Source organism: Viridibacillus arvi (assembly GCF_001274945.1).
In the GTDB taxonomy this organism is placed as follows: domain Bacteria; phylum Bacillota; class Bacilli; order Bacillales_A; family Planococcaceae; genus Viridibacillus; species Viridibacillus arvi.
In genome coordinates this window covers 1,907,407-1,932,524 of record NZ_LILB01000001.1, presented here as the reverse complement: position 1 = coordinate 1,932,524, position 25,118 = coordinate 1,907,407, and the positions used below count along the sequence as shown (strand labels likewise).

The 25,118-nt window shown below is 36.7% G+C and carries 23 protein-coding genes, 1 riboswitch and 1 other annotated feature; of the genes, 15 read left to right on the top strand and 8 right to left on the bottom strand.

Going from position 1 to position 25,118, the window contains the following annotated elements; translation table 11 throughout:
- Window positions 1-243: 243 nt before the first annotated feature.
- From AMD00_RS09175 to AMD00_RS09160, 4 genes are read left to right on the top strand one after another with little or no spacing between them, the layout of a single operon-like run.
- The gene (locus AMD00_RS09175) at window positions 244-558 is read left to right on the top strand and encodes a transposase (RefSeq protein WP_245639467.1); all 315 of its coding nucleotides are present in this window, start codon (window positions 244-246) and stop codon (window positions 556-558) included.
- Between the two features lie 51 nt (window positions 559-609).
- Window positions 610-1,083, top strand: a complete 474-nt coding sequence (gene ytkD, locus AMD00_RS09170) for an RNA deprotection pyrophosphohydrolase (RefSeq protein ID WP_053416702.1) — start codon at window positions 610-612, stop codon at window positions 1,081-1,083.
- Complete coding sequence (locus tag AMD00_RS09165) at window positions 1,061-1,846, top strand: alpha/beta hydrolase family protein (protein WP_053416701.1); 786 nt, start codon at window positions 1,061-1,063, stop codon at window positions 1,844-1,846. The genes ytkD and AMD00_RS09165 overlap by 23 nt, the downstream gene beginning before the upstream one ends.
- A gap of 4 nt (window positions 1,847-1,850) precedes the next feature.
- Window positions 1,851-2,309: a hypothetical protein gene (locus tag AMD00_RS09160; RefSeq protein ID WP_053416700.1), complete on the top strand. Its 459-nt coding sequence runs from the start codon at window positions 1,851-1,853 to the stop codon at window positions 2,307-2,309.
- Between the two features lie 816 nt (window positions 2,310-3,125).
- On the opposite strand, the gene pckA is transcribed toward AMD00_RS09160, so the two are convergent.
- Window positions 3,126-4,712: a phosphoenolpyruvate carboxykinase (ATP) gene (gene pckA / locus AMD00_RS09150; RefSeq protein WP_053416822.1), complete on the bottom strand. Its 1,587-nt coding sequence runs from the start codon at window positions 4,710-4,712 to the stop codon at window positions 3,126-3,128.
- 202 nt (window positions 4,713-4,914) lie between these two features.
- Window positions 4,915-5,033: riboswitch (SAM riboswitch) on the top strand.
- Window positions 5,034-5,296: 263 nt separating this feature from the next.
- On the opposite strand from pckA, the gene metK reads away from it, so the two are divergent.
- Window positions 5,297-6,493 (top strand): methionine adenosyltransferase, encoded by a 1,197-nt coding sequence (gene metK / locus AMD00_RS09145; RefSeq protein ID WP_053416698.1) that lies wholly within the window; start codon window positions 5,297-5,299, stop codon window positions 6,491-6,493.
- A gap of 164 nt (window positions 6,494-6,657) precedes the next feature.
- Here metK and AMD00_RS09140 read toward each other — a convergent pair whose 3' ends face one another.
- Entirely contained in the window at window positions 6,658-7,170 is a 513-nt protein-coding gene (locus AMD00_RS09140) for a gamma carbonic anhydrase (protein ID WP_053416697.1), read from the bottom strand.
- Window positions 7,171-7,291: 121 nt separating this feature from the next.
- Between AMD00_RS09140 and AMD00_RS09135 the strand changes: the two genes are divergently transcribed.
- From AMD00_RS09135 to AMD00_RS09120, 4 genes are all read left to right on the top strand, one after another.
- The gene (locus tag AMD00_RS09135) at window positions 7,292-8,089 is read left to right on the top strand and encodes an alpha/beta hydrolase (protein ID WP_053416696.1); all 798 of its coding nucleotides are present in this window, start codon (window positions 7,292-7,294) and stop codon (window positions 8,087-8,089) included.
- Between the two features lie 209 nt (window positions 8,090-8,298).
- A complete protein-coding gene (locus AMD00_RS09130) occupies window positions 8,299-9,753 on the top strand; it encodes an alanine/glycine:cation symporter family protein (protein WP_053416695.1) in 1,455 nt (484 codons plus the stop codon).
- Between the two features lie 419 nt (window positions 9,754-10,172).
- Window positions 10,173-11,645 carry an alanine/glycine:cation symporter family protein gene (locus AMD00_RS09125; RefSeq protein WP_053416694.1) on the top strand — a complete coding sequence of 491 codons (1,473 nt, stop codon included), beginning with the start codon at window positions 10,173-10,175 and terminating at the stop codon, window positions 11,643-11,645.
- A gap of 94 nt (window positions 11,646-11,739) precedes the next feature.
- Window positions 11,740-12,741 (top strand): LLM class flavin-dependent oxidoreductase, encoded by a 1,002-nt coding sequence (locus AMD00_RS09120; RefSeq protein WP_053416693.1) that lies wholly within the window; start codon window positions 11,740-11,742, stop codon window positions 12,739-12,741.
- A gap of 45 nt (window positions 12,742-12,786) precedes the next feature.
- Here the strand turns inward: AMD00_RS09120 and AMD00_RS09115 are convergent, their stop codons facing one another.
- From AMD00_RS09115 to AMD00_RS09100, 4 genes are all read right to left on the bottom strand, one after another.
- Entirely contained in the window at window positions 12,787-13,272 is a 486-nt protein-coding gene (locus AMD00_RS09115) for an isoprenylcysteine carboxyl methyltransferase family protein (RefSeq protein WP_245639466.1), read from the bottom strand.
- Between the two features lie 58 nt (window positions 13,273-13,330).
- Window positions 13,331-14,398, bottom strand: coding sequence for a type III polyketide synthase (locus AMD00_RS09110; RefSeq protein WP_053416691.1), 1,068 nt, complete (start codon window positions 14,396-14,398; stop codon window positions 13,331-13,333).
- Window positions 14,399-14,553: 155 nt separating this feature from the next.
- Window positions 14,554-15,126 carry a class I SAM-dependent methyltransferase gene (locus AMD00_RS09105; RefSeq protein WP_053416690.1) on the bottom strand — a complete coding sequence of 191 codons (573 nt, stop codon included), beginning with the start codon at window positions 15,124-15,126 and terminating at the stop codon, window positions 14,554-14,556.
- On the bottom strand, window positions 15,123-16,082 hold the full coding sequence (locus tag AMD00_RS09100; protein ID WP_053416689.1) for a TIGR01212 family radical SAM protein: 960 nt from the start codon (window positions 16,080-16,082) through the stop codon (window positions 15,123-15,125). The genes AMD00_RS09105 and AMD00_RS09100 overlap by 4 nt, the downstream gene beginning before the upstream one ends.
- 165 nt (window positions 16,083-16,247) lie before the next feature.
- Between AMD00_RS09100 and AMD00_RS09095 the strand changes: the two genes are divergently transcribed.
- The 4 genes from AMD00_RS09095 to leuS all read left to right on the top strand — a co-directional run bounded on the left by AMD00_RS09095 (window position 16,248) and on the right by leuS (window position 21,880).
- The gene (locus AMD00_RS09095) at window positions 16,248-17,426 is read left to right on the top strand and encodes an MDR family MFS transporter (RefSeq protein WP_053416688.1); all 1,179 of its coding nucleotides are present in this window, start codon (window positions 16,248-16,250) and stop codon (window positions 17,424-17,426) included.
- A gap of 127 nt (window positions 17,427-17,553) precedes the next feature.
- Entirely contained in the window at window positions 17,554-18,243 is a 690-nt protein-coding gene (locus AMD00_RS09090; protein WP_053416687.1) for a CoA transferase subunit A, read from the top strand.
- 19 nt (window positions 18,244-18,262) lie between these two features.
- Window positions 18,263-18,919 carry a 3-oxoacid CoA-transferase subunit B gene (locus AMD00_RS09085; RefSeq protein ID WP_053416686.1) on the top strand — a complete coding sequence of 219 codons (657 nt, stop codon included), beginning with the start codon at window positions 18,263-18,265 and terminating at the stop codon, window positions 18,917-18,919.
- A 234-nt stretch (window positions 18,920-19,153) separates the two neighbouring features.
- Window positions 19,154-19,369: a binding site (T-box leader), on the top strand.
- A gap of 96 nt (window positions 19,370-19,465) precedes the next feature.
- Window positions 19,466-21,880: a leucine--tRNA ligase gene (gene leuS, locus AMD00_RS09080; RefSeq protein ID WP_053416685.1), complete on the top strand. Its 2,415-nt coding sequence runs from the start codon at window positions 19,466-19,468 to the stop codon at window positions 21,878-21,880.
- A gap of 166 nt (window positions 21,881-22,046) precedes the next feature.
- Here leuS and AMD00_RS09075 read toward each other — a convergent pair whose 3' ends face one another.
- Window positions 22,047-22,355 carry a hypothetical protein gene (locus tag AMD00_RS09075; RefSeq protein WP_053416684.1) on the bottom strand — a complete coding sequence of 103 codons (309 nt, stop codon included), beginning with the start codon at window positions 22,353-22,355 and terminating at the stop codon, window positions 22,047-22,049.
- A gap of 220 nt (window positions 22,356-22,575) precedes the next feature.
- Between AMD00_RS09075 and AMD00_RS09070 the strand changes: the two genes are divergently transcribed.
- A complete protein-coding gene (locus tag AMD00_RS09070; protein WP_053416683.1) occupies window positions 22,576-23,262 on the top strand; it encodes an ArsR/SmtB family transcription factor in 687 nt (228 codons plus the stop codon).
- Window positions 23,263-23,327: 65 nt separating this feature from the next.
- Here AMD00_RS09070 and AMD00_RS09065 read toward each other — a convergent pair whose 3' ends face one another.
- On the bottom strand, window positions 23,328-24,224 hold the full coding sequence (locus AMD00_RS09065; RefSeq protein WP_053416682.1) for a DMT family transporter: 897 nt from the start codon (window positions 24,222-24,224) through the stop codon (window positions 23,328-23,330).
- A 244-nt stretch (window positions 24,225-24,468) separates the two neighbouring features.
- Here AMD00_RS09065 and AMD00_RS09060 point away from each other — a divergent pair, with 244 nt between their 5' ends.
- Window positions 24,469-25,098 (top strand): Bax inhibitor-1/YccA family protein, encoded by a 630-nt coding sequence (locus AMD00_RS09060; protein WP_053416681.1) that lies wholly within the window; start codon window positions 24,469-24,471, stop codon window positions 25,096-25,098.
- The last annotated feature ends 20 nt before the right edge of the window (window positions 25,099-25,118 follow it).

Sequence of the window (25,118 nt, the reverse complement as noted above, 5' to 3'; positions counted from 1 at the left end):
ACTTTGAATCCGCCTTTACTTAAAGATTAGTAAAGGTGGGTTTTTACATTTTATTCATACTACGTTTATCAGTGAAGAGCATCATTTAGAAATGCTTTTATGAAACATTAATGAAAATAGTTTTAGATGCCTTACATAAACAACCTTTCTCTATTGATCAACAAGTGAATATTGCTATGTTTGCTGGACGTCAAAGTATAATTGATTTAGATTAGGTTATCCTATATTAAAAAAGAGGATGATATGATGAATAAACCCATTACACTTTACGTTTCGATTGCAAATCAGCGTTACTATACTTCCCCTGACGAATCCCCATGGGAATTTAAACTTCAGATTGAACCTCAATATATAAAAATTTTTGACCAACTATTTAATCAAGCGGAATACTTTGATGGGAAGAGTATATGGAGAGCTCAATTACCTTACATTCCATACCATTTAGATCAGGAAAACGATGAAGTTGATCTACGTTTAAAGAAACTGTATGCACTAGTTCACGAATTTGGTGATACTGAAACGAAGCAACTAATTGAACAAATGCCATATTATAGTTGATTGAAAAACATACCTTCGTTACACTTAGAGCAATAGGGAGTGATCGAAGGTATGTTTACATTTACGGATTTAAACGGCAATGGTGTTGAATTATCTTTTAAGAAAAATGCTTTTAACATGGCGCCTAAGCATGTACTAGTTTTGGCTAAATATCATGAACAGTGGTTATTAACGGATCATCCAAAACGGGGCCTTGAATTTCCAGGTGGTAAAGTAGAAGGAGAAGAGACGTTAGAACAAGCTGCTGAAAGGGAAGTATATGAAGAAACCGGTGCCATCATTCATGAGATAGAGTGGTTAGCAACATACTATGTTCATGATGAGTGTCCATTTAGTAAAGCAGTTTATGTGGCAAATGTCTTGAAAATTGATGACATTCAGCGAAAATTTGAAACGAATGGAGCTGTATTGCTATCGGATGAAGAGTTACATAATAGTGATCGACTAAGCTTCTACATGAAAGATGCAGGGATGAAAAAAATGTTGGAGAAGGTGAGTGAGCGTGAAGATAAATGGCTTCGTTGAAAGTCGTCGTGATTATCCGTCTCCAAATCCCAAAGTTCGTCTAACTGAAATTACATATTGGTCAGAAGGTTTACGAGTGAAAGGATTACTTGCAGAGCCAGTCGCAAAGGGTATTTATGAAGGACTACTCTATCTACGTGGTGGTATGCAAGGTATTGGTATGGTTCGACCTGCTCGTATTGCGCAATTTGCATCGCAAGGATTAGTTGTTTTTGCGCCGTATTACCGCGGAAATCGTGGGGGAGAAGGTCGAGATGAATTTGGTGGAAATGACCGTTATGATGCAGTAAACGGTGTCGATGTATTAAAACAATATTGTCATACACATCGCATTCATATATTCGCATTTTCTAGAGGCGGTTTGATGGCGCTTTGGACTGGGATTTTGCGAGATGACATTACATCTATTGTGACTTGGGCAGGCGTTTCTAATCCTAAATTTACGTATGAAGAACGTATAGATATGCGCAGAATGATGAAAAGGGTAATAGGCGGGTCACCTTCTAAGATACCTGAGGCATATGAAGAGCGTTCACCAATTGCGGAGATAAATAAATTAAATACACCGGTATTAATTATTCATGGTAAAAAGGATGAGAACGTTGGATTGCATCATGCTTTATTGCTTGAAGAAAGCTTAAAGGCATTTAATAAGCATGTAGAAACTTGGTATTTTAATGACTATACTCATTTTTTCCCTAGTGCAGTCAATCACAAAATGGTTACGAGCGCATGCAATTGGATGAAACTCCAAAAGGGGTGAACTTATGCTAGGTTATGTAAAAATAACAGTCGACCCGGAAAAAGTAAAAGTTGATGCAAGTTTTGAGGAAACATATCCATTTTGGGCAATTCTTTGCGATGAATTCACAAAAGAGTGTGTAGTTGTAGAAATTCAAAGTTGGCAAGAAGAACATGGGGTTATTGAAGAATTGGAAAAAATAGCAGATGTCTCTAAAGATGAAGGTCTTATAAAAATCCAAAGAATTCCCTTAAAAGATGATAACCGTACATTTTTAAAAAATCATGCTGCTAGTAAAGAGGGGAAATTAAAATGGTTCTCTATGCGCTATTATGATGAAGATGGGAATGGCAGAATAGAGGTTAGGGATTACGGCTTTGAGGTACGCTTTAATAAAGTCACAGGAGCATATTCTGAAGAAGTGATACAACAATTTTCTAATCCTCATACAGAGGCAGTATTTTATGATGTTGATGTTGAATAATATAACAAAAACATTCAGAATGTTCATATCCTGAATGTTTTTTGTTTGATTATTATTTAAGATACTCCGCCCTGTTTTTTTATAGTAAATGAATATAAGGAAAAGAATGGTCTTTGTTGTGTTGCTTAGTCGTATTGCGAAAAAGCAATATCATTTTTCTTAAGAGAATCGTTGCGCTTGATTCTTTTATTGGGCGTAAGTTTTTTTTATGATAAATGCCTTTTGATCATTCTGCAATCGTTTTAAATCGATAGCGCGTAAACTCTTTATCATTCGCATACGTTTTGAATGCCCGCTACGTATCTATACATAACATATTTTCACCAACCATTTTATTTTAAAAAAGCTGATTTAACTCAGAAAAAAGACAGGTGTTTTTGAAAAGTTGACTATTTTTAAGATTGTATATTTAGCATTTAATTTAATTTATTTATTAGGAGTAATTGTTTTATGGATTCTTTATGAGCGTTATAAAGATAAAGAAGTAGAGGTTTTTACATTGCATCGTATTATTACAATTATTTTAATTTTTATTGTTTTGAATATGGTGTTAGGGATAATTAATGTGTTTGTGTAATTTGGGGGCTAAAATTAATTATTGGCCACTCTAAATAAGTAGCATCTTCGAATTATATTCGCCATCATTTTCTAACTTCGAAAGATTTGTATATATTATATGTGAAGTTGATTGGAGCGGAGATCGCGGCTCCCGCGGCTTGCGCCCACCGTAGTGGAAATCAACGGTCTTTTCAATTTATACATATTTTAAAATAAAAAGACCACTCGAAGAGTGGTCTTTTTGTTATATTGGATGAATTAAGCGATAGGACCGCCATTTTTCACGATATCTTCTGATACAACACCGAATTTTTTGAAGTTTTCTCGGAACATGCCAGCAAGTGCAGAAGCTTTTTGATCATAAGCTTCTTTATCTTCCCAAGCGTTACGTGGATTTAATACTTCAGTAGGAACACCTTCAATAGCTACAGGCATTTCTAATCCGAAGATAGCATCTTTTTCAGTAAAGACGTTATTTAGTTTACCGTCGATTGCAGCGCGAACCATTGTACGAGTGTAAGAAAGTTTCATACGGTTACCAACACCGTACTCGCCACCAGTCCAACCAGTGTTTACTAAGAAAACGTTTACTTCGTGTTCGTCGATTTTGTTACCTAACATCTCAGCGTAAACTGTTGCTGGAAGAGGTAAGAATGGAGAACCGAAGCATGTTGAAAATACTGGTTCAGGTGAAGTAACGCCACGCTCAGTACCTGCTAGTTTAGATGTGAAACCACTTAAGAAGTGATACATTGCTTGCTCTTTTGATAACTTACTGATTGGAGGCAATACGCCAAATGCATCTGCAGTTAAGAAGATGATTGTTTTAGGATGGCCTGCAACAGATGGATCAACAATATTTTCGATATTTTGGATTGGGTAAGCAACACGTGTATTTTCTGTTAGCGAAACATCATCGTAGTTAGGAATGCGTGTTTCTTCATCTACTACTACGTTTTCTAATACAGTACCAAAACTGATAGCATTGTAGATTTCAGGTTCTTTCTCTTTAGAAAGGTTGATAGTCTTAGCGTAGCAACCGCCTTCGATATTGAATACACCGTTGTCAGACCAACCATGTTCATCATCACCGATTAGTTTACGATCTGCATCTGCAGATAAAGTTGTTTTACCAGTTCCAGATAAACCGAAGAATAATGCTACATCGCCTGCTTCACCAACGTTTGCTGAACAGTGCATTGAAAGAATACCTTGTTGTGGTAATAAGTAATTCATGATACTGAAAATAGATTTTTTCATTTCTCCAGCGTATTCAGTTCCGCCAATAAGGATGATACGTTTTTCAAGGGAAACGATAATGAAAGTTTCTGAATCAGTACCGTCTACTGCTGGATCTGCTTTGAAAGTTGGAGCAGAAACGATAGTGAAGTCAGCTTCATGAGTTTCTAATTCCTCTTCAGTAGGACGAATGAATAATTGATGTGCAAATAGGTTATGCCAAGCGTATTCATTCACTACACGAATAGCTAAACGAGATGATGGGTCTGCACCTGCAAAACCTTTAAATACAAATAATTCTTCTTTTTCTTTTAAGTAGTTTATTACTTTAGTGTATAATGAGTCGAAGATATCCGACGAAATTGGTCTATTTACTTTACCCCAATCAATTTTGTCTTTCGAACTATCTTCTTCAACCATATATTTATCTTTAGGAGAACGACCTGTATATTTTCCTGTGACTGCTCTGACTGCACCATCAACAGTTAGGATTGCCTCACCGCGTGAAGTAGCTTTTTCTGTTAATTGTGGTACTGAAAGTTGTTCAAGAATATTTTCACCTTTCAATAATTCCTTCAGTTCATTCGTAATTTCTACTGAATTCATCGTTTTACGTACCATCCTTTTTATATTATTCCTCTTATTAGAGGGGATTTATAATTCATTTCGGAAATTAGTATAACACATTTAGCTAAATAATCTATACTAATTACCATTTAATTTCTATGAAAGTTGTACTTTTTTTTAGAAATAAAAAAGAGGTTGACAACTAAGCTATAATGTTCTAACATGAGAAATTGAACGGATACTCTTATCCCGAGCTGGTGGAGGGTCAGGCCCTATGAAACCCGGCAACCTGCATTGTGATTTTATGTGATGCGCTGGTGCTCAATCTGATGCAAGGATTTAATCCTTGAACGATAAGAGTGAAAGGTGCTTATGAATTATTCCCTTCCACTCATTAGTAATAATGGGGGGAAGGGTTTTTTTATTTAAAATAGACCAATTCCTAAATTTTTAATAAGTAAATGTAATTTATGCGGTTCTATTTATATATAGTGGCACTTTCTAGAATCCTCGTGTTAAAGGCAGCAACGGCTTGGCGTTCAATCCTACTGGAAAGAACTAACATGGGTAATGAGTACCGTATCATTTCCGAGGCAATCTCGCAGATAATAGGAGGAAACCAAATGACAAACCGTCGACTGTTTACATCAGAGAGTGTAACAGAAGGACATCCAGATAAAATTTGTGATCAAATTTCGGATGCCATTTTAGATGAAATCGTTTCAAAAGACCCGAATGCACGTGTAGCGTGTGAAACTACAGTAACAACAGGGCTTGTATTAGTAGCAGGAGAAATTACAACATCAACTTATGTTGATATTCCTAAAATCGTTCGTGAAACGGTAATGGAAATCGGCTATACACGTGGTAAATATGGCTTTGATGGCGAAAACGTAGCTGTTTTAACGGCAATCGGTGAGCAATCAGCTGATATCGCATTAGGCGTTGACCAAGCACTAGAAGCACGCGAAGGCTCAATGACAGATGAAGATATAGAAGCAATTGGTGCAGGTGACCAAGGTTTAATGTTCGGATACGCATGTAACGAGACACCTGAGTTAATGCCTCTACCTATTAGTTTGGCACATAAGTTAGCACGACGTTTAACAGAAGTTCGTAAAACAAAAGAGTTAGATTATTTACGTCCAGATGGTAAAACACAAGTAACAATCGAATATGATGAAAATAATCGTCCAGTTCGTGTGGATACAATTGTTATTTCAACTCAGCATGATCCAGAGGTAACATTAGAGCAGATTAAAGAGGATTTACAAGCACGTGTAATTGCTCCAGTTGTACCTACTGAATTACTAGACGAAAAAACAAAATACTTCATCAACCCAACTGGTCGTTTTGTAATTGGTGGACCAAAAGGTGATGCAGGCTTAACGGGACGCAAAATTATCGTAGATACTTATGGTGGATATGCTCGTCATGGTGGCGGTGCTTTCTCTGGTAAGGATGCGACTAAGGTTGACCGTTCTGCAGCTTATGCAGCGCGTTATGTTGCGAAAAATATCGTAGCAGCTGAACTTGCTGAGCGTTGTGAAGTACAACTGGCTTATGCAATTGGTGTTGCACAACCAGTTTCAATTGCAATCGATACATTTGGTACTGGAAAAGTAAAAGAAGCAGATTTAGTTGAATGGGTTCGTGAATTATTTGATTTACGCCCAGCTGGCATTATTAAAATGCTTGATCTACGTCGCCCAATCTACAAACAAACAGCTGCTTATGGTCACTTCGGCCGTACAGATTTGAATGTTCCTTGGGAAGCTACAGATAAAGCTGCCGTTTTAAAAGAAAAAGCGGGACTATAATTTAATCTGATCAATAACATAAAATATCCCGAGCTACATGGTGATTAGTTAAGTAATCATTGTAGTTCGGGATATTTTTTATTTAATATAGAAGAAACTCGTAGTAAGAGAATAAAAAACCTGAGAAATCGTTTGAATAACGATACTCAGGCAACTTGAATGAATTATTTTTGAAGTGATTTATAATATTGTCCTTTTTCGTAATACTCGTTAACAATACGGTCCATATCTTTTTTATCTTCCTCTGTTAACTCTCTAATAACTTTTGCAGGGCGTCCAAATGCTAATGTGTTTGGAGGGATTTTCTTGCCTTGTGAAACGAGACTGCCGGCACCTATAAATGCACCTTCACCAATTTCAGCACCATCTAGGATAATCGAAGCCATCCCAACTAGAGCGCCTTTTTTTACAGTACAGCTATGTAATGTTACTTGATGTCCAATTGTCACGTCGTCTTCTAAGATTAGTGGATATGCAGGACTTTGATGTAAACAACATAAATCTTGTACATTTACTTTGCGTCCGATAATCGTAGGTGAAACATCTCCACGAATAACTGTATTGTAAAATATAGAAGAATCAGGTCCAATAGTAACATCACCAGTAATAATTACGTTATCACCGATAAAAACGGATGGGTCAATAGATGGTTTTTTGTCTCTAAATGGATAAATCATCGAAAAACGCCTCATTTCAAGTTATTATGTATTATTATCGTAACAAAAGGAAGCTATGAATGGAACTGAAATAGGCAGAATACGTTAATATATACATAGGAATTTATGAGGTGAGATAGTAATGTGGAAATGGGAAACGGAAGGTCAAGCAAGAGCAGTCGCTGTAATTATACATAGTGCATACGAACATCATCGTCGTTATGCGTGGCTAATCGAAAATTTAAGAACGTCTGGTATCCATGTTATTTCAGGAGATTTACCTGGACATGGAGAAGATAGTAGACATAAACGGGTGCATAGTGAAGAATTTAAAAGTTACGAAACATTCGTTAAACAACTAATGCAAGCAGCTTTAACATATAACTTACCTGTATTTGTAGTGGGACATGGTTTAGGGGCTATATTAGGAATCCATGTTGTTGAAAAATTCAAGTACGAATGTACAGGTGTGATAATAACATCACCTTGGATGCATTTAAAACACCAACCATCAAAATTATCAAATGCTTTAACAGGTCTAAGTAAACTGACAGGCAATTTGAAAATCAATCATGAAATCAATATTAAACACTTAACGAGAAGCTATGAATTTTATAAAGAGGAAAAAGATGATATTTACTATAATGATGTCATTACTGTCAATTGGTATCGTGAACTTCATGGTTTTATGAAGGGAATATCACAACAAACGGTATTTCCAAATATCCCGATTTTATTAATGACTGGTGGCAATGATAAAATAGCGGATGTAGCGTATAGTAAAAAATGGCTCGCGCAACAAAGTTTATCAGAGTATCAATATAAGGAATGGAAAGCCTGTTATCATGATTTGTTTCAAGAACCTGAACGCGAAGACATTTATTCATATATGGAAAGTTTTATCTTTAATACATTAAAATCAGTTGGATATATTATTTAAGCTTTGACGGAATTTTACAAAATTCCGTCTTTTTTATTTGTAACCGATTTCAATTGTCATATAACACATAAGGGATATTCCCAATTTTATGGTTTTGATATATAATACATAACAATTGCTATTTTAATAGAATTAATTTTTCTTTTATTTGAAATTGGCAATATATATTATTTATGGAATAATTTATTATGATCAATGGGGGACAATAGATGGAAGCCATTATTACCAGTGTTTATGAAATTTTATGGGGACCGTGGATGATCTACGGTATTCTACTAGTCGGATTATTATTTACTATATTAACAAAAGGTGTACAAGTCCGTTTATTGAAAGACATGTTTAAACAAATCTTCAGTGGCAAAGAATCTGAAGCAGGTGTATCCTCTTTCCAAGCATTATCAATGGCGCTATCTGGTCGTGTTGGGACTGGTAATATTGCAGGTACTGCTACAGCAATTGCCTTTGGGGGACCGGGTGCAATTTTCTGGATGTGGGTAATTGCCTTCATCGGATCTGCAACCGCTTATGTAGAATCAACTTTAGCACAAATATATAAAGAAAAAAGAAATGGTGTTTATCGAGGTGGACCTGCATTTTATATCGAAAAAAGTACAGGGAAGCGTTGGTTAGGAATGATTTTTGCTGTAGCAGCAGTTGTAGCAATGGCATTTTTACAACCAACTGTGCAGTCGAATGCTATCGCTGACTCTATGTATACTGCATTTGGCATAAAACATTGGATTTCAGGTTTAGTAGTTTGTGTTATTTTAGGTGCCATTATTTTAGGTGGCGTAAAACGTATAGCTTCAGTAGCTTCTTTTATCGTACCGTTTATGGCGTTAGGATATCTTCTAGTTGCAGCCATTATTATTGTTATTAATATTGAGAAGGTACCTGAAGTATTTTCTTTAATTATTCGAAGTGCGTTTGGTCTAGATTCTACTTTTGGTGGGATGATAGGTGCTGCAATAGCGTGGGGAGTAAAACGTGGTGTTTATGCAAGTGAAGCTGGACAAGGTACAGGCCCTCACCCAGCAGCAGCTGCTGAGGTATCTCATCCGGTAAAACAAGGTCTAGTACAAACAGCTTCTGTATACTTAGCTGTATTTTTAGTTTGTACGGCAACAGCATTTATGATCCTATTTTCAGGTATGTATAATGTCCAATTAGATGATGGTAAAGGTGAATATTTAGTTGAAAATGCTCCCGGTGTTATCGCAGGAACAGCTTATACTCAAGCAGCTGTCGACAGTGCATTCCCAGGTGCTGGGGTAGGCTCAGGCTTTGTTGCCATTGCATTATTCTTCTTTGCTTTTACAACGACAATGGCCTATTATTACATTGCTGAAACGAATATTGCTTATATGTTTGAAGGGAAGCGGCAGAAAGTTGGCATACGTGCCGTGCAAATTATTATTATTGCTACGACTTTCTATGGTGCCGTTCGAACATCGGATTTAGCTTGGATTTTAGGTGACATTGGTCTAGGGCTAATGGTTTGGGTAAACATTATCGCGCTATTATTCTTGGTGAAACCGTCTATAATAGCATTAAAAGATTATGAAGAGCAGAAAAAGCAGGGGATTGATCCTCAATTTGATCCCGTTAAATTAGGTATTAAAAATGCTGATTTCTGGGAACAAAAAAATAAAGAAAGTAAATAAGCATTAAACTGATAAATGAATTGTTTTTTCGATAATGGAGTTTAATATGCATAAATGATATCAATATTTTTACAATATAATAGGGCGTCTCTTAGTCTGTAAATGACTAACGAGGCGCCTTTTTTTGTTAAGGATTTTTGGTTTGCTATAAGTGGAGAAGAGAATAATATTCTCTAATTGAGTTTACTGGGAAAATATTGATTTAATAATTAAAAGATAAAGCTCTATCCTTAAATAATAATGTATACCCCTCGGATTTTTCTGATATATAACACATATAATGATTTACGGATTATGAAATTTAGTTATATATCAGAATGTAACATATATCCACTAATGCTTTTTTATAAATTTTATATTCCTATCATTAAAAAGAAAATACGAAGTTTTAACTAAAAAATAAAAAAGGAGGAGAATAGGTGGAGAGTTTCGTTTCGCTTCTGAATGACTTTTTATGGGGACCGTGGATGATTTATGGCATACTCGCAGTAGGTTTACTTTTCTCAATCATTACACGATTTTTACAAGTTCGATTGATAAAAGACATGTGTGTTCTTATGTTTAAAGGAGAAAAGTCAAAAAAAGGTATTTCTTCATTCCAAGCTATGTCGATAGCGCTATCTGGTCGTGTAGGAACAGGTAATATTGCAGGTACAGCTACAGCTATTGCATTTGGCGGACCGGGTGCAGTGTTTTGGATGTGGGCTATCGCTTTTATTGGAGCCGCGACAGCTTACGTTGAATCGACACTTGCTCAGATTTACAAGGAAGAAAAAGATGATCAATATCGTGGTGGTCCAGCTTTCTATATTGAAAAAGGCTTGGGGAAGAAAAGCTTTGGTATAGTTTTTGCCGTTATTGCATTAATCGCAATGGCAGTTTTAATGCCTGGTGTACAAACTAATGCAATTGCAGGGGCAATGGAAAGTGCTTTTGGTATTAAAATGTGGATTTCCGGACTTATCATCGTTGTTTTATTAGCAATTATTATTATTGGTGGTATTAAATCAATTGCAAAAGTAGCCCAATATGTTGTACCTTTTATGGCTATTGCCTATATTTTAATGGCCCTTGTGATTATTTTAATGAATATTTCTGAAGTACCTGCAGTATTTAAATTAATCTTTGCAAATGCCTTTGCTTTGGATTCAACCTTTGGGGGGATCATTGGAGCTGCAATCGCCTGGGGAGTAAAACGTGGTATTTACTCAAATGAAGCTGGTCAAGGTACAGGAGCCCATCCCGCAGCAGCAGCAGAAGTATCTCATCCAGCCAAACAAGGTATCGTGCAAGCGGCTTCCGTTTACATTGATACGTTATTAGTTTGTTCAGCAACAGCATTCATGATTTTGTTTACAGGGACTTTTAATGTTTATGATGAAGCGAATGCAACATACCTTCATCAAGGTGACTTTGGAAAAGGGATTGTAGCGTCTAATATTGAAGCTGGTGCGGCGTATACACAATACGCAGTGGACTCTGCTTTACCAGGATTCGGTTCAGAATTTGTAGCCATTGCTTTATTCTTCTTTGCTTTTACAACTGTAATGGCATATTACTATATAGCAGAAACAAATATCTCGTATCTATTTAAAGGAAAGGCAGAAAAGTTATGGATTTGGGTTATGAAATTTGTTTTCTTGGCTGCCGTATTCTATGGGACAGTAAAAACTTCTACTATAGCATGGGCACTAGGTGATGTAGGATTAGGGTTAATGGTTTGGGTAAATGTCATAGGTATACTATTTATTATGAAGCCAGCTTTACTTGCATTAAAAGACTATGAAGCCCAGAAGAAACAAGGAAAAGACCCTGTGTTTAATCCAGAACAATTAGGTATCAAAAATGCAGACTTCTGGGTTAACTATAATAAAAATAAAAAATCAGAATAACATTCTAAGTACTAAGGGTATTCCATTTACCCTTAGTACTTTTTATTGGTGTTATTTTATATGTTTCGGTACTCTTTAGCTAGGAGGCGATTTTTTGGACATTCGATTAAGTATATTAGACCAGTCACCCATCTCTGAAGGTTCCAATGCTGTCGAGGCATTGCGACAAACAACTGTTTTAGCACAAAAAGCAGAGGAATGGGGATATTCAAGGTTCTGGGTTTCAGAACATCATGACACAACAACTTTAGCGGGTTCATCGCCTGAAATACTAATATCTCATTTAGCGTCAGCAACTAAGAGTATTCGCATTGGGTCAGGTGGTGTGATGCTACCACATTACTCAGCATATAAAGTTGCAGAGAATTTTAAGTTATTAGAAGCCTTATACCCAGGGCGTATAGATGCAGGGATGGGGAGAGCACCAGGTGGAATGCCACGTGCAACTCATGCTTTACATGATGGGGATTTTCGTGATGTCAATCAGTTCCCTAACCAGATTGATGATTTACTAATATATTTGCATGATGCAGTACCAGAAGGTCATCAATTCCAAGGTTTAAAAGCAACACCGACGACCAATAGCGCTCCACCTGTTTGGATGCTTGGTTCAAGTGCTAATTCAGCATATTTAGCTGCGGAAAAAGGCTTGCCATATATGTTCGCTCAATTTATTAATGGTGATGGAGGCCCTTCTTATGCTAAGGCATATAGAGATCGCTTTAAACCTTCTCAATATTTACAACAGCCAAAGCAAGCAGTAGCTGTCTTTGTAGTTTGTGCAGAGACTGAAGAAGATGCTAAGAGAATTGCATCATCGAAGGAACTGACTATGCTTCGTTTAGTACAAGGTAAGCCATCTGCTGGAACACCGTCTATTGAAACAGCTATGAATTATCCATATACAATTTATGATTTGCAAAGTATTGAGGAATTTCGTAAAAGATTAGTTGTGGGAAATCCTCAACAAGTAAAAGAACAAATTGAAAACTTAGCAGAAGTATACCAAGCAGAAGAAGTGATGCTAGTAACGATTGCTTATCATTTTGAAGACAAATTAAAATCCTTTGAACTAATTGCAAAGGAAATACTATAAAAATAACCTCTACTTAGCAAATTTAGCTATGTAGAGGTTATTTTTTTAACTAGAAATTTTATCTGGTTCATTAGAAGGGTGATTGCTATATTGTGAAAGTGCTTCTTCTTCTATCGGAATACGTATAAGCATCATCCCATAATTAAGGAACGTAAAAATAATAGCAGTGAAATATGCCTGGAAAATAAGAGGTATAATGGCGATTTCAAGAGCGACAATGGCGTAATTTGGATGTGGCATCCATTTATACGGTCCTTGCTTTACTAGTTTGGCTCCGGGCAAAATAATGATTTTCGTATTCCAAAATCGACCAAGTGATTGAATAGCCCAAACACGTGCAAATTGTAGCGTTATGAAGGCTATTAGTAGATAAGGCCATAGTGGGCTCAATGGAGGTTTGAGCCATAAGTATTCAAAGAGTAGGCTGCATAAAAAGAGAGTATGCATTATCACCATAAGTGGGTAGTGCCCCTGACCAGCCTCAATTGCCCCTTGTTGTTTTTGGTAGCGCTCATTTGACCGTGCAACCATTAATTCTCCTAAGCGTTGTAAACAAATTAGTATGAAGACGATAGAAAATAGCAAGTCATCACTTCCATTCTAAGAGTAATAGTTCTCCGCTAAAACCCGGTCCTAGAGCGGCCATTAAGCCAATATCTCCTTTATTAGCATACTCTGTCATTGTCTTTTCTAATACATATAAAACAGTGGGAGAAGACATATTACCATGATCTTGTAATATGGTTTTACTTGGTATAAGTAATTGCGAATCTATTCGTAGAGCAGTTTCATAAGCGACCAATACTTTTTTTCCACCTGGATGTGCTACAAAATGATGGAGGTTTGAAAGCCCTGTTTTGTTAGTTTGTAAAAATTCTTCTACAAAAGGGGCTAGCCAATTTTCGATAACGCTAGGAATACTTTTGGCGAATATGACATGAAAACCTGTATTTTCAACAGCCCATCCCATGACATCCTCTGAGTTAGGAAGCCATTTGGAAGCAGTCGCTTTAATAGCGGGTAGTGGCTGGCGAGAAGATGCCATGACAGCATCTCCACATACGAGCGCACAAGCGACACCATCTCCGAAAAGGGATGTGCCTATTAGGTTACTTTTAGTTAAATCATTCGCTTGGAAAGTAAGACTACAAAGCTCAACACATAAGACTAAAACTTTTGAAGCAGGATGGGCAATACAGTAGTCATTAGCCCGACTAATTCCGGCGGCACCACCGCCACAACCTAGTCCCCAAATAGGAATTCGTACAACATGTTCAGAAAAAGGGAGTTTGTTCATAATTCGAGCATCAATACTTGGCGTTGAAATGCCGGTACTAGAAATAAATACAATGGCATCAATATCCTTCGTACTGACCCCGCCAGCTTTTTCTAAACAGCTCTCAATCGCAGTAACGCCAAAAGAGACAGCGTGTTCAATATAAAGTCGGTTACGTTCGGCGAAATCGTGATCTTGTTTATACCAATCAATTGGCATAGTAAGATGGCGATTAAGAATTTCACCATTTTCAAAAACTCGTAAATAGCGCTCTAGTTGAGTTATTTTTTGTGAAAAAAGAGTTCGAACAAAATGCTCAGCCTGAGTTTGTACTAATGTAAAAGGGGGATTATATGTACTAACTGCATGAATTTTTGGCATACTGATTCTCCTTATAAAAATAGAATATTATCAGTATCACTATGTGCAATGTCTTTTATTCAAGTATTTTTGTATGTAAATGAGGTGAGAGATATAAAAAAGACTTCCATCACCTGTATGAACGGTAATAGAAGTCTTGTATTGTAGTAATTTGTTTATGGTAAGTCCTTCATTTTCTCTAGAGCAATGATAAATGGAGGGTCATTTTTTTGGTTGATAAATTCATAACGTAAAACATGAACGTATTTCTGTGGTAAGTCACTAACATAAGCTAATAATTTATCGCGTTCATCCTTGCCGCCTTCATGACCATGGTAAACAACGAGAATAATCATACCGCCTACATGTAATAGGTCTAATAAGTCAGAGATTGCTTCGATTGTTGTACCAGGCTTTGTGACAATCGAGTGTTCGCTACCAGGTAAATAACCGAGATTGAAAATAGCTGCTTTAATAGGCTCTGATACATAGTGTTTAACGTTTTGATGGCCATCTAAAATAACTGTAGCTTGTTTGTCTAATTGGTTTTCCTCAAGGCGTAATTTTGTCGCGTCAACTGCTTGCTGCTGAACATCAAAAGCATAGACATGTCCTGTAGTGCCTACAAGCTCTGCTAGAAAGGCTGTATCATGTCCATTTCCAGCTGTCGCATCAACCACAGAATCACCAGCTACTACTGTATCTGCTAGTAAATCTTTAGTGTATTGTAATACGCGCTGGAGCTTCATTTAGATGGCACTTCCGCATTATAAAACTTGCCTTGCCAGCTACCTCGTCTTTCAAGTTCAGCATCAATCCCATTTAACACTTCCCACTTGTTAACACTCCACATTGGTCCAATCATTAAGTCGATTGGTCCATCACCTGTAATTCGATGCACGATCATGTCAGGCGGGATGATTTCTAGTTGGTCAGCTACCAGCTTAATATATTCATCCTTATCCAGAAATTCAAGGATGCCTTTTTCATATTGTTTAACCATCGGTGTACCTTTTAATAAATGAAGTAGATGGATCTTGATCCCTTGTACGTCAAGATTAGCGACAGCTCGTGCAGTCTCCATCATCATTTCATTTGTTTCAAGAGGTAACCCGTTAATGATATGACTACATACTCGTATATTGTGCTTACGTAATTTTTCGACGCCTTCAACATAAGTCGCGAAATCATGTGCACGATTAATCATTGTTGCTGTTTTTTCATGGACTGTTTGTAAACCTAGTTCTACCCATAAATAAGTTCTTTCATTAAGTTCAGCTAAATATTCAACAACATCATCAGGCAAGCAATCAGGTCGGGTAGCAATACTAATCCCCATAACACCTTCTTGAGCTAAAGCCGCCTCGAATTTCTCTTTCAAGATTGGTAATGGGGCATGTGTATTTGTATATGCTTGGAAATAGGCCATCGTTTTGCCGTTTTTCCATTTTTGCTCCATCTTATGTTTGATTTTTTCGAATTGAACTGGAATTGGATCTACGCGATCACCAGCGAAGTCACCTGAGCCGGCTGCACTACAAAATGTACAACCACCAAATGCTACAGTGCCGTCACGGTTTGGACAGTCAAAGCCTGCATCCAAAGCTACTTTATATACTTTGTGACCAAACTCATCACGTAAATATCGATTCCATGTATAATAACGTTTCCCATCAGAAGGGAACGGAAATAAATTTTCAGTCATGCGTTTTCACTCCTCTAACGAACTATTTTAACATGGGAATGGCCAATTCATCGAATCATTTTATTTCAAGTGAAAAAAATTAATAGAAAAAAGCTTTATGGGGTTGTTGAAATAATGGAAATGAAATAAGATTATTTAGTTATACGAAATAATGGGGGTAAGGGGATGCCAAAAAGTGTCTGGCTATTAATAATTGGTATGCTTGTAAATGTTACAGGTAGTTCATTTTTATGGCCTTTAAATACAATTTATATGCATGATCATCTAGGGCAATCTCTCTCTGTTGCAGGGCTTGTGTTAATGGCAAATGCTGCTGCAGGTGTTGTTGGAAACTTACTAGGTGGTTATTTATTTGATCGTTATGGCGGTTATAAGGCGATCATGTTTGGAATTATTGTGACAATTTTAGGTCTAATCTGCTTAACAATTTGGCATGGATGGCCTCATTACGTGTGGTTTTTAACGCTTATTGGTTTTAGTGGTGGGGTTGTATTCCCAAGTATGTTCGCAATGGTAGGTACTGCTTGGCCAGAAGGAGGGCGGCGTGGATTTAATGCCATTTACTTAGCTCAAAACTTAGGTGTAGCGATTGGTCCAGCTCTTGCAGGAGTTGTAGCGTCGTATAGCTTTGACTATTTATTTAGTGCGAATTTACTAATGTACGTAGTGTTCTTTTTCATTGCCTTTTTTGGTTTCCGGTCCATGGGTGAACAATCAATGGGGCCAACATCTGTTGTGAGTGAAAGTAAGCGTGTGAAAGATAAATCTTCTTTTATCGCACTATTAATAATATCATCTGGTTTCCTATTCAGTTGGATTGCCTATTCACAATGGACGACAACAATTTCATCTTATACACAAGATTTAGGTATTTCATTGAAGCAATATAGTTTGCTTTGGACTGTAAATGGATTATTGATTGTAATCGGGCAACCACTGATTAATCCGATTGTAAAAAAATTGGAACATCTTATGAAAGCGCAACTAGTGTTAGGGATTTCCATCTATATCGTATCCTTTATTGTAGTGAGCTTTGCAGAATCATTCCAAATGTTCATGGTTGCAATTATCATTTTGACTTTTGGAGAAATGTTCGTATGGCCAGCAATTCCTACAATTGCTAGCACGTTAGCGCCCAAAGGACGAGATGGATTTTATCAAGGGGTTGTAAATAGTGCTGCGATGATAGGACGAATGGTAGGACCTTTTATAGGTGGTGTGCTGGCTGATCAATTAGGTATGCATATTATGTTCATTGTTTTAACAATTTTCCTTGCGATTGCTATAGTACCTTATGTCGTGTATGATCGACCGCTAAAAGAGAAAAAAACTGAGAGTCTTTGAGATTCTCAGTTTTTTATTTGCATAAAATACTACATAAATATATATATTTGCTAGAATTTGAATATTTGTTACATGTTTGAGAAAATGAAAGAGGGAGAAATTTCAAGTGAAGAAAGGGGTAGTGAAGATGAAGCCTATTTATACTTCTGCAAGTGAAGCGATTGCTGATATTCAAGATGGTATGACACTCATGGTGGGTGGATTTGGCTTAGTTGGTATTCCAGAGCAACTCATTCTAGCTTTAGTTGAAAAAGAAGTGAAAGACTTAACCATCATTTCTAACAATTGCGGCATTGATGATTGGGGACTTGGATTACTACTACATAAAAAACAAATAAAGAAAATGATTGGTTCTTATGTGGGTGAGAATAAGGAATTCGAGCGTCAAGTACTATCTGGTGAAATTGAGGTAGAACTGACACCACAAGGTACACTAGCGGAGAAAATTCGTGCAGGTGGAGCAGGGATTCCAGCATTTTATACACCTGCGGGAGTGGGGACTCCTATTGCAGAAGGGAAGGAAACACGCATATTCGATGGTAAGGAATATGTCTTAGAGGAAGCCTTACGTGCAGACTTTTCATTAATAAGAGCAGCTAAGGCAGATCGTTTTGGTAATTTAATTTATAACAAAACAGCACAAAACTTTAATCCAATCATGGCTGCAGCTGGACGATTTACGATTGCTGAAATAGAGGAACTAGTGAAGCCGGGTGACATTGACCCTAACCAAGTGCAGACACCAAGCATTTACGTACAAGGCCTATTTCAGGCGAAACAAGAAAAAAGAATTGAACGCTTAATGATTCGTTCTTAAAGAAAGGGGACTTTGAGATATGAATGTAAGAGAAATAATTGCACGTCGTGCGGAGCAGGAAATTGCTGACGGGAATTATGTCAATTTAGGAATTGGTATGCCAACATTAGTGGCTAATTATATAGCTTCAAATAAAGAAGTAATTTTACAATCAGAAAATGGGTTATTAGGAATAGGACCATATCCGACAGAGGATGAAGTAGATCCTGATTTGATAAATGCAGGGAAAGAAACGGTTACAACTATTCCTGGCTCTGCTTTTTTTAGCAATGCTGAATCATTTGCGATGATCCGCGGTGGCCATATTGATGTAGCCATTTTAGGTGGAATGGAAGTATCTGAAACAGGTGACCTAGCCAATTGGATGATTCCAGGGAAAATGATTAAAGGTATGGGCGGAGCAATGGACTTAGTACATGGTGCAAAGAAAATTATTGTAATAATGGAGCATGTAGCAAAAGATGGCTCTGCTAAGATTAAAAAGACTTGTGAACTACCGTTAACAGGAAAATCTGTTGTCGACAAAATCATTACGGATCGCGCTGTTATTGATGTAACACCTATAGGACTGGTATTAAGAGAAGTATTTGAAGGGTATACAGTAGAAGAAGTTATTGCAGCTACTGGGGCTGATTTAAATGTAGAAAATGTCCAGGAAAATGTAGTTATTAGATAAGTGATATCCTATATAAAAAAGAAAGGCATAGTAAGATATGCCTTTCTTTTTTTACATTAAAAATAATTCGTGTACTTTATTGATATCCTTTTCTTCACATATAAATAGGGTAGAAATCGAACCCTTTACATATTATAAAGAAAACTTCGATCTGAACATCATAACCCTTTTATTTCCAAGATTTTTAAATTGCTTGTCATTTTGGCTCAATTCGATTAGAATTAGATTCAATATAACAAGACTATGATAAGGAATAGTAAATTTATTTGATTTTCAAGAGAGCTAGCGGGTGGTGTAAGCTAGTAAATGGATAAATTGAACTCGCCTTGGAGTCTGCAATGGTGAATACAAGTGTAACCAAAGCCGTTTTCCGCGTTAAGGAATCAAGTTGAGTGTAATACACTAATTTGGGTGGTACCGCGGGAACCTTTTTAAGCTCTCGTCCCTTGTTCTAGGGACGGGAGTTTTTATTTTGTCTAAAGTATAGGAATATTATGACAAAATATATGGCGAAGCTTGTTTTATTATTTTAAGGAGGAGAAATCATTGAATTTCAATCATCAAGAGATCGAAAAGAAATGGCAATCATATTGGGCAGAACATAATACATTTAAAACTGTCAATGATGAATCAAAGCCAAAATTTTATGCACTAGATATGTTCCCTTATCCATCAGGATCGGGTCTACATGTTGGACACCCTGAGGGTTATACAGCAACAGATATTTTAAGTCGTTTCAAACGTATGCAAGGCTATAATGTCCTTCACCCAATCGGTTGGGATGCATTCGGACTACCTGCTGAACAATACGCTTTAGACACGGGTAATGATCCAGCTGAATTTACAGCAAAAAATATTGCGACATTTAAACGTCAAATTCAAGAACTTGGCTTCTCGTATGACTGGGATCGCGAAATCAATACAACAGATCCAAGCTACTATAAATGGACTCAATGGATTTTCGTTCAACTATACAAAAAAGGTTTAGCTTATATTGATGAGGTAGCTGTTAACTGGTGCCCAGCACTTGGTACAGTACTTGCTAATGAAGAAGTAATTGACGGTAAATCTGAACGTGGTGGACACCCTGTTGAACGCCGTCCTATGAAACAATGGATGCTTAAAATTACTGCTTATGCTGATCGTTTAGTTGACGATTTAGAAGATGTAGATTGGCCAGAAAATATTAAAGATATGCAACGTCACTGGATTGGTCGCTCTGAAGGCGCAGAAGTGGCATATACAGTAGATGGCACAAATCAATCGTTCCGTGTATTTACAACACGCCCGGACACATTATTTGGTGCTACTTATGCAGTACTTGCTCCTGAACATAAACTAGTAGCTGAAATTACAACAGATGCACAAAAAGCATCAGTTGAAGCATACCTAGATGAAGTGAAAATGAAATCTGACCTTGAACGTACTGACCTTGCAAAAGAAAAAACGGGTGTCTTCACAGGCGCTTATGCAGTCAATCCGATTAATGGTGAGAAAATGCCGATTTGGATCGCTGACTATGTACTTGCAACATATGGTACAGGTGCAATCATGGCAGTTCCTGCTCACGATGAACGTGACTACGAATTTGCAAAACAATTCGATTTACCAATCGTTGAAGTTGTAGCGGGTGGAGATATCGAAAAAGAAGCATATGCTGGAGAAGGTAAACATGTTAACTCTGGATTCCTTGATGGTTTAGGCAAGGAAGAAGCGATTGCTAAAGCGATTGAGTGGTTAGAAGAAAAAGGCGTAGGTGAAAAGAAAATTTCTTATCGTTTACGTGACTGGTTATTTAGTCGCCAACGTTATTGGGGAGAGCCAATCCCAGTTATTCATTGGGAAGATGGCGAAGTAACAACGCTTGATGAATCAGAGCTACCTCTTATTTTACCTAAAACTGATGATATCCGCCCAAGTGGAACTGGAGAATCACCTCTTGCGAATATTGAAGAGTGGGTAAATGTAGTTGACCCTGTAACAGGTAAAAAAGGTCGTCGAGAAACTAATACTATGCCACAATGGGCTGGTTCTAGTTGGTACTTCCTACGTTATATTGATCCAACAAATGATGAAATGCTTGCGGATCCAGAATTATTAAAACGCTGGTTACCAGTTGATATTTATATTGGTGGTCAAGAGCACGCTGTTCTGCATTTACTATATGCTCGTTTCTGGCATAAAGTATTGTACGATCTAGGTGTTGTACCAACTAAAGAGCCTTTCCAAAAACTATTCAACCAAGGGATGATTTTAGGAGAAGGTAATGAAAAAATGTCTAAATCAAAAGGGAATGTAGTAAACCCTGACGATATTATTGCGAGCCACGGTGCAGATACACTTCGACTTTACGAAATGTTCATGGGCCCACTTGAAGCATCTATTCCATGGTCTGAAAATGGCCTTGATGGAGCACGACGCTTCTTAGATCGTATCTGGCGTCTATTTATCAATGAAGATGGATCACTATCAGATAAAATCCAAGCTTCAGATGATGCTACTTTAGAAAAAGTGTATAACCAAACAGTGAAAAAAGTAACTGAAAACTACGAGCATATCCGTTTCAACACGGCTATTTCACAAATGATGGTATTCATCAATGATTGCTACAAAGCAGATGTCGTGCCAACAGCTTATGCTGAAGGCTTTGTTAAAATGTTAGCGCCAATTGCTCCTCACATTGCAGAAGAGTTATGGGCGAAATTTGGTAAAGCAGAAACATTAACGTACGCTTCATGGCCAACATTTGATGAGTCGAAATTAACTGACGATGAAGTCGAAGTAGTAGTGCAAGTAAACGGTAAAGTAAAAACCAAGATATTAGTAGCAAAAGACGCATCTCGCGAGGACTTACAAGAAATTGCATTAGCAGATGAAAAAATTGCAGAACTAATTGAGGGTAAAGAAATTAAGAAAATTATCGCTGTTCCTGGGAAACTTGTGAATATTGTAGCGATTTAAGCTTTACCACATAATACTTCTGCTGTTTAGCAGACTAACCACATCTTCTCTGTAATTGGAGAGAGGATGTGGTTTTTTCATTTTTTATAGCGCAAGGTTTAGTTCGCACAAAAATACACAGTTTCAATTTTGCGGAATTGAAACTGTGTACTATAAATTGATTAATTTAAAAATCCCTTTTAATCGAACTTTTGCCTAAACCCATAAAAAAATCAATGAAATAAGCAACGGCGATTAAAATATGAATAGTCCATCCAAGGATAGGAATCCAAGTCAGTAAAGTTAAAATAATCGCTAAAATAGGTACAACTTTTGAGTGACCAGTCACAAAGCGTAGAACAAGAACGATTACGTGAATAACAAGCGCAGTCGTTAAAGCTGAATATCCAGAACCAATCATAATAGCTCCACCTAAAATAGGTATAGCTAATAATAATTCATATAAAAAAGCAATAATAGTTGGGATTATGAACATATACAATACCTCCTGAATAGATATGATACCCTATATACGTTTGAAAACAACAATAGTTGCAAAGATAATTAATTTTAAAATTAAAGACACGGGGTTATTTCACTAATACTTCAAAGGGTTTTGAAATAGATACGATAAAGCTGAGTGTTTTTGGTGAATATTGTAGGGATTCCATACTTCCACTATAATCGAAATATGGAATGCGGAAAGGGTGTTGGAAATGAGTATAAATCCCAATGTGGCTGAAGTTGCTTCTCTCCTTGGAGAAACCTCAAGAGCAACAATACTTACAAGTTTAATGGATGGGCGTTTTCATACAGCCAGTGAATTAGCTTATATGGCTGCTGTAACACCTCAAACAGCGAGCTTTCACCTAGCAAAATTAGTAGAAGGTAATTTGGTGAAAGTAGAGAAACAGGGACGTCATCGCTATTATCAACTGGTGGGTGGAGAAGTTGCACGTATATTGGAATCTTTTCTTGCCATTTCGCCACCTCCTGAAGTTCGTTCATTAAAACAATCTAGCCAAGTAAAATTACTTCAGGAAGCTAGAACTTGCTATGACCATTTAGCTGGTAAATTAGGCATAAACTTAACCGAATCGATGTTGCATTCAGGTTATCTAAAAAAAGAAGAGAGAGAATTTATAGTTACTCTTAAAGGAGAACAATTCTTTACTGAATTAGGCATTGATTTAGATAAACTAAAAAGAAAACGCCGCTCATTTTCCCATGCTTGCTTAGACTGGAGTGAGCGTCAACATCATCTTGCAGGTGCTTTAGGACATGGACTAATGACACACTTTTTTGATTTAGGATGGATAGTTCGAGTGCCATCTATACGTGCTGTAAAAATTACCGACAAAGGAAAAGTAGGTTTCAAACAAAGTTTCAATATAAATATGTAATGTTGATATGAAAAGCCCTCGCCTAAATATGTAGATAAGGCGAGGGTTTTACGATTGAACGAAATCTATTCATTTACTTTTATAGTACTTTGAACTAGATTATTTTTTTGCTTGAAATTACTATTGACTAAATAAATACCAATAATTATAAATAGGCCACCAACTATAAGAGAAGGGTATAATGGTTCATCTAATAATAACCATCCAGTTAGTACACCAAAAAAAGGTGCTAAAAATAAAAAGGCACTCGTTTTCCCTGGATCACCTTTTTGTAAAAGATAATACCAGACCGCAAATTGAACAATGGATGACATAATACTTAGCCATAATAAAATGAATATTGAATTACTATTCAAAATGAAAAATGACTCTTCAAGAGTAAAACTACCAAGTAATAATATTAATCCACCAAACAGCATCTGATAGGCGGATAAAACCCAGTTATCAAAAAATGCTCCCCATTTTTTAGCTAATAATGTGGCCATCGCCCAAAATATAGCAGATAGAATGCCAAAAAGAATACCAATCTTAAATTCAATTTGTGCTCCCATCGTAATACTTACGCCTAGTAAACCGAAAAGAACGCCAATCCATTGATAATATTTATAGCGTATTTGAGAAAAGATGGTGCCGAATACTACAACGAGTAATGGGTTTGTGAAAGTGAGAATTGAGGATTCACTAGCCGTAATCGTTCGTAAACTTAAAAAGATACAGCCCATAACGCCAGCTGTTTGCAAACTACCTATTATCAGCAACTTTATCCAACTTTCCTTTGAAGTTGGATGAGGTCTTTTTAAAATAATCACGATTATTGCCATGATGATTCCAGCAAGTGTAAAGCGTAATGCTGCTAATAACAATGGTGATGAATAAGGCAAACCAATTTTAACTACTGCAAAAGAAGAACCCATTAAAAATGTCGTTAAAAGTATCAACGGTATAAATTTGAAAGTATTCATATTCAATCTCCCTACATATTATAATGACTAATCTATAGCTAGTATAAACGCTGAATATTTCAACTGTTATCGAAGTATGGAATGCAAAAGTGTAAGATAAACATATAGTTTTAGCTAATGAAGAATTTCACTATTGTTCGAAAGGGAATGAGGTTTGATAGTTTGATATATCCATACTATTAAACATTTATTTAAAAAAGAATTATAATAAAAGTAGCTTAACAATATAGGAGAGATAAATTTAATGGAATCACAATTTCCGAAAGTTCTTCGGTTTTTTACATTGCTTTGGGTAGTCACAGCAATCGGGCTATTTGCTGGTGTATTTGTTCCCGTATCACTAGTAATGCCTATTAGTATCGCAACGGTTGTTTTACTGTTAATCGTTATGTTTAGTCGTGCAGCAAGAAAAGCGAGCAAATCGATATCCATCCTATTTGCTTTCTTAACAGGTGTGACATTATATAGCTTGCTCCAATTTTACATCGGTGCATTAGGTGGAAGTTTAGTACTAGTTATCTTCGGTACAACAGCGGCAATCTTTATCGTAGCAGGTATTATTGGTTATAATACTAAACGTAATTTAGGTAACTGGGGCAAATTTTTGTTTATCGTATTAATCGGTGTCATCATTTTTTCTATCATTACGATTTTCGTTGGTTTTAGCGATATTGTAATGGTCTTTGCAAGTGCAATTGGTGTAATGCTGTTTGTCGGTTATACGTTGTATGATATGAATCAAATTGCTCGAAGTTATATTAGTGATGAAGAAGTGCCACTCGTTGCATTAAATCTATACTTGGACTTCATCAACTTATTCACGGAATTACTAAAACTCATTTACCATTTAAAAAACATACTAGATCGAGATTAACTGATAAAAAGATAGGGAAA

Excerpts from the sequence above, each read along its gene's own strand:
- AMD00_RS09175 (WP_245639467.1), top strand. The coding sequence starts at position 244 with ATGATGAATAAACCCATTACACTTTACGTTTCGATTGCAAATCAGCGT.
- ytkD (WP_053416702.1), top strand. The coding sequence starts at position 610 with ATGTTTACATTTACGGATTTAAACGGCAATGGTGTTGAATTATCTTTT.
- AMD00_RS09160 (WP_053416700.1), top strand. The coding sequence starts at position 1,851 with ATGCTAGGTTATGTAAAAATAACAGTCGACCCGGAAAAAGTAAAAGTT.
- pckA (WP_053416822.1), bottom strand. The coding sequence starts at position 4,712 with ATGAATTCAGTAGAAATTACGAATGAACTGAAGGAATTATTGAAAGGT.
- metK (WP_053416698.1), top strand. The coding sequence starts at position 5,297 with ATGACAAACCGTCGACTGTTTACATCAGAGAGTGTAACAGAAGGACAT.
- AMD00_RS09140 (WP_053416697.1), bottom strand. The coding sequence starts at position 7,170 with ATGATTTATCCATTTAGAGACAAAAAACCATCTATTGACCCATCCGTT.
- AMD00_RS09135 (WP_053416696.1), top strand. The coding sequence starts at position 7,292 with ATGTGGAAATGGGAAACGGAAGGTCAAGCAAGAGCAGTCGCTGTAATT.
- AMD00_RS09130 (WP_053416695.1), top strand. The coding sequence starts at position 8,299 with ATGGAAGCCATTATTACCAGTGTTTATGAAATTTTATGGGGACCGTGG.
- AMD00_RS09115 (WP_245639466.1), bottom strand. The coding sequence starts at position 13,272 with ATGGTTGCACGGTCAAATGAGCGCTACCAAAAACAACAAGGGGCAATT.
- AMD00_RS09110 (WP_053416691.1), bottom strand. The coding sequence starts at position 14,398 with ATGCCAAAAATTCATGCAGTTAGTACATATAATCCCCCTTTTACATTA.
- AMD00_RS09105 (WP_053416690.1), bottom strand. The coding sequence starts at position 15,126 with ATGAAGCTCCAGCGCGTATTACAATACACTAAAGATTTACTAGCAGAT.
- AMD00_RS09100 (WP_053416689.1), bottom strand. The coding sequence starts at position 16,082 with ATGACTGAAAATTTATTTCCGTTCCCTTCTGATGGGAAACGTTATTAT.
- AMD00_RS09095 (WP_053416688.1), top strand. The coding sequence starts at position 16,248 with ATGCCAAAAAGTGTCTGGCTATTAATAATTGGTATGCTTGTAAATGTT.
- AMD00_RS09090 (WP_053416687.1), top strand. The coding sequence starts at position 17,554 with ATGAAGCCTATTTATACTTCTGCAAGTGAAGCGATTGCTGATATTCAA.
- AMD00_RS09085 (WP_053416686.1), top strand. The coding sequence starts at position 18,263 with ATGAATGTAAGAGAAATAATTGCACGTCGTGCGGAGCAGGAAATTGCT.
- AMD00_RS09075 (WP_053416684.1), bottom strand. The coding sequence starts at position 22,355 with ATGTTCATAATCCCAACTATTATTGCTTTTTTATATGAATTATTATTA.
- AMD00_RS09070 (WP_053416683.1), top strand. The coding sequence starts at position 22,576 with ATGAGTATAAATCCCAATGTGGCTGAAGTTGCTTCTCTCCTTGGAGAA.
- AMD00_RS09065 (WP_053416682.1), bottom strand. The coding sequence starts at position 24,224 with ATGAATACTTTCAAATTTATACCGTTGATACTTTTAACGACATTTTTA.
- AMD00_RS09060 (WP_053416681.1), top strand. The coding sequence starts at position 24,469 with ATGGAATCACAATTTCCGAAAGTTCTTCGGTTTTTTACATTGCTTTGG.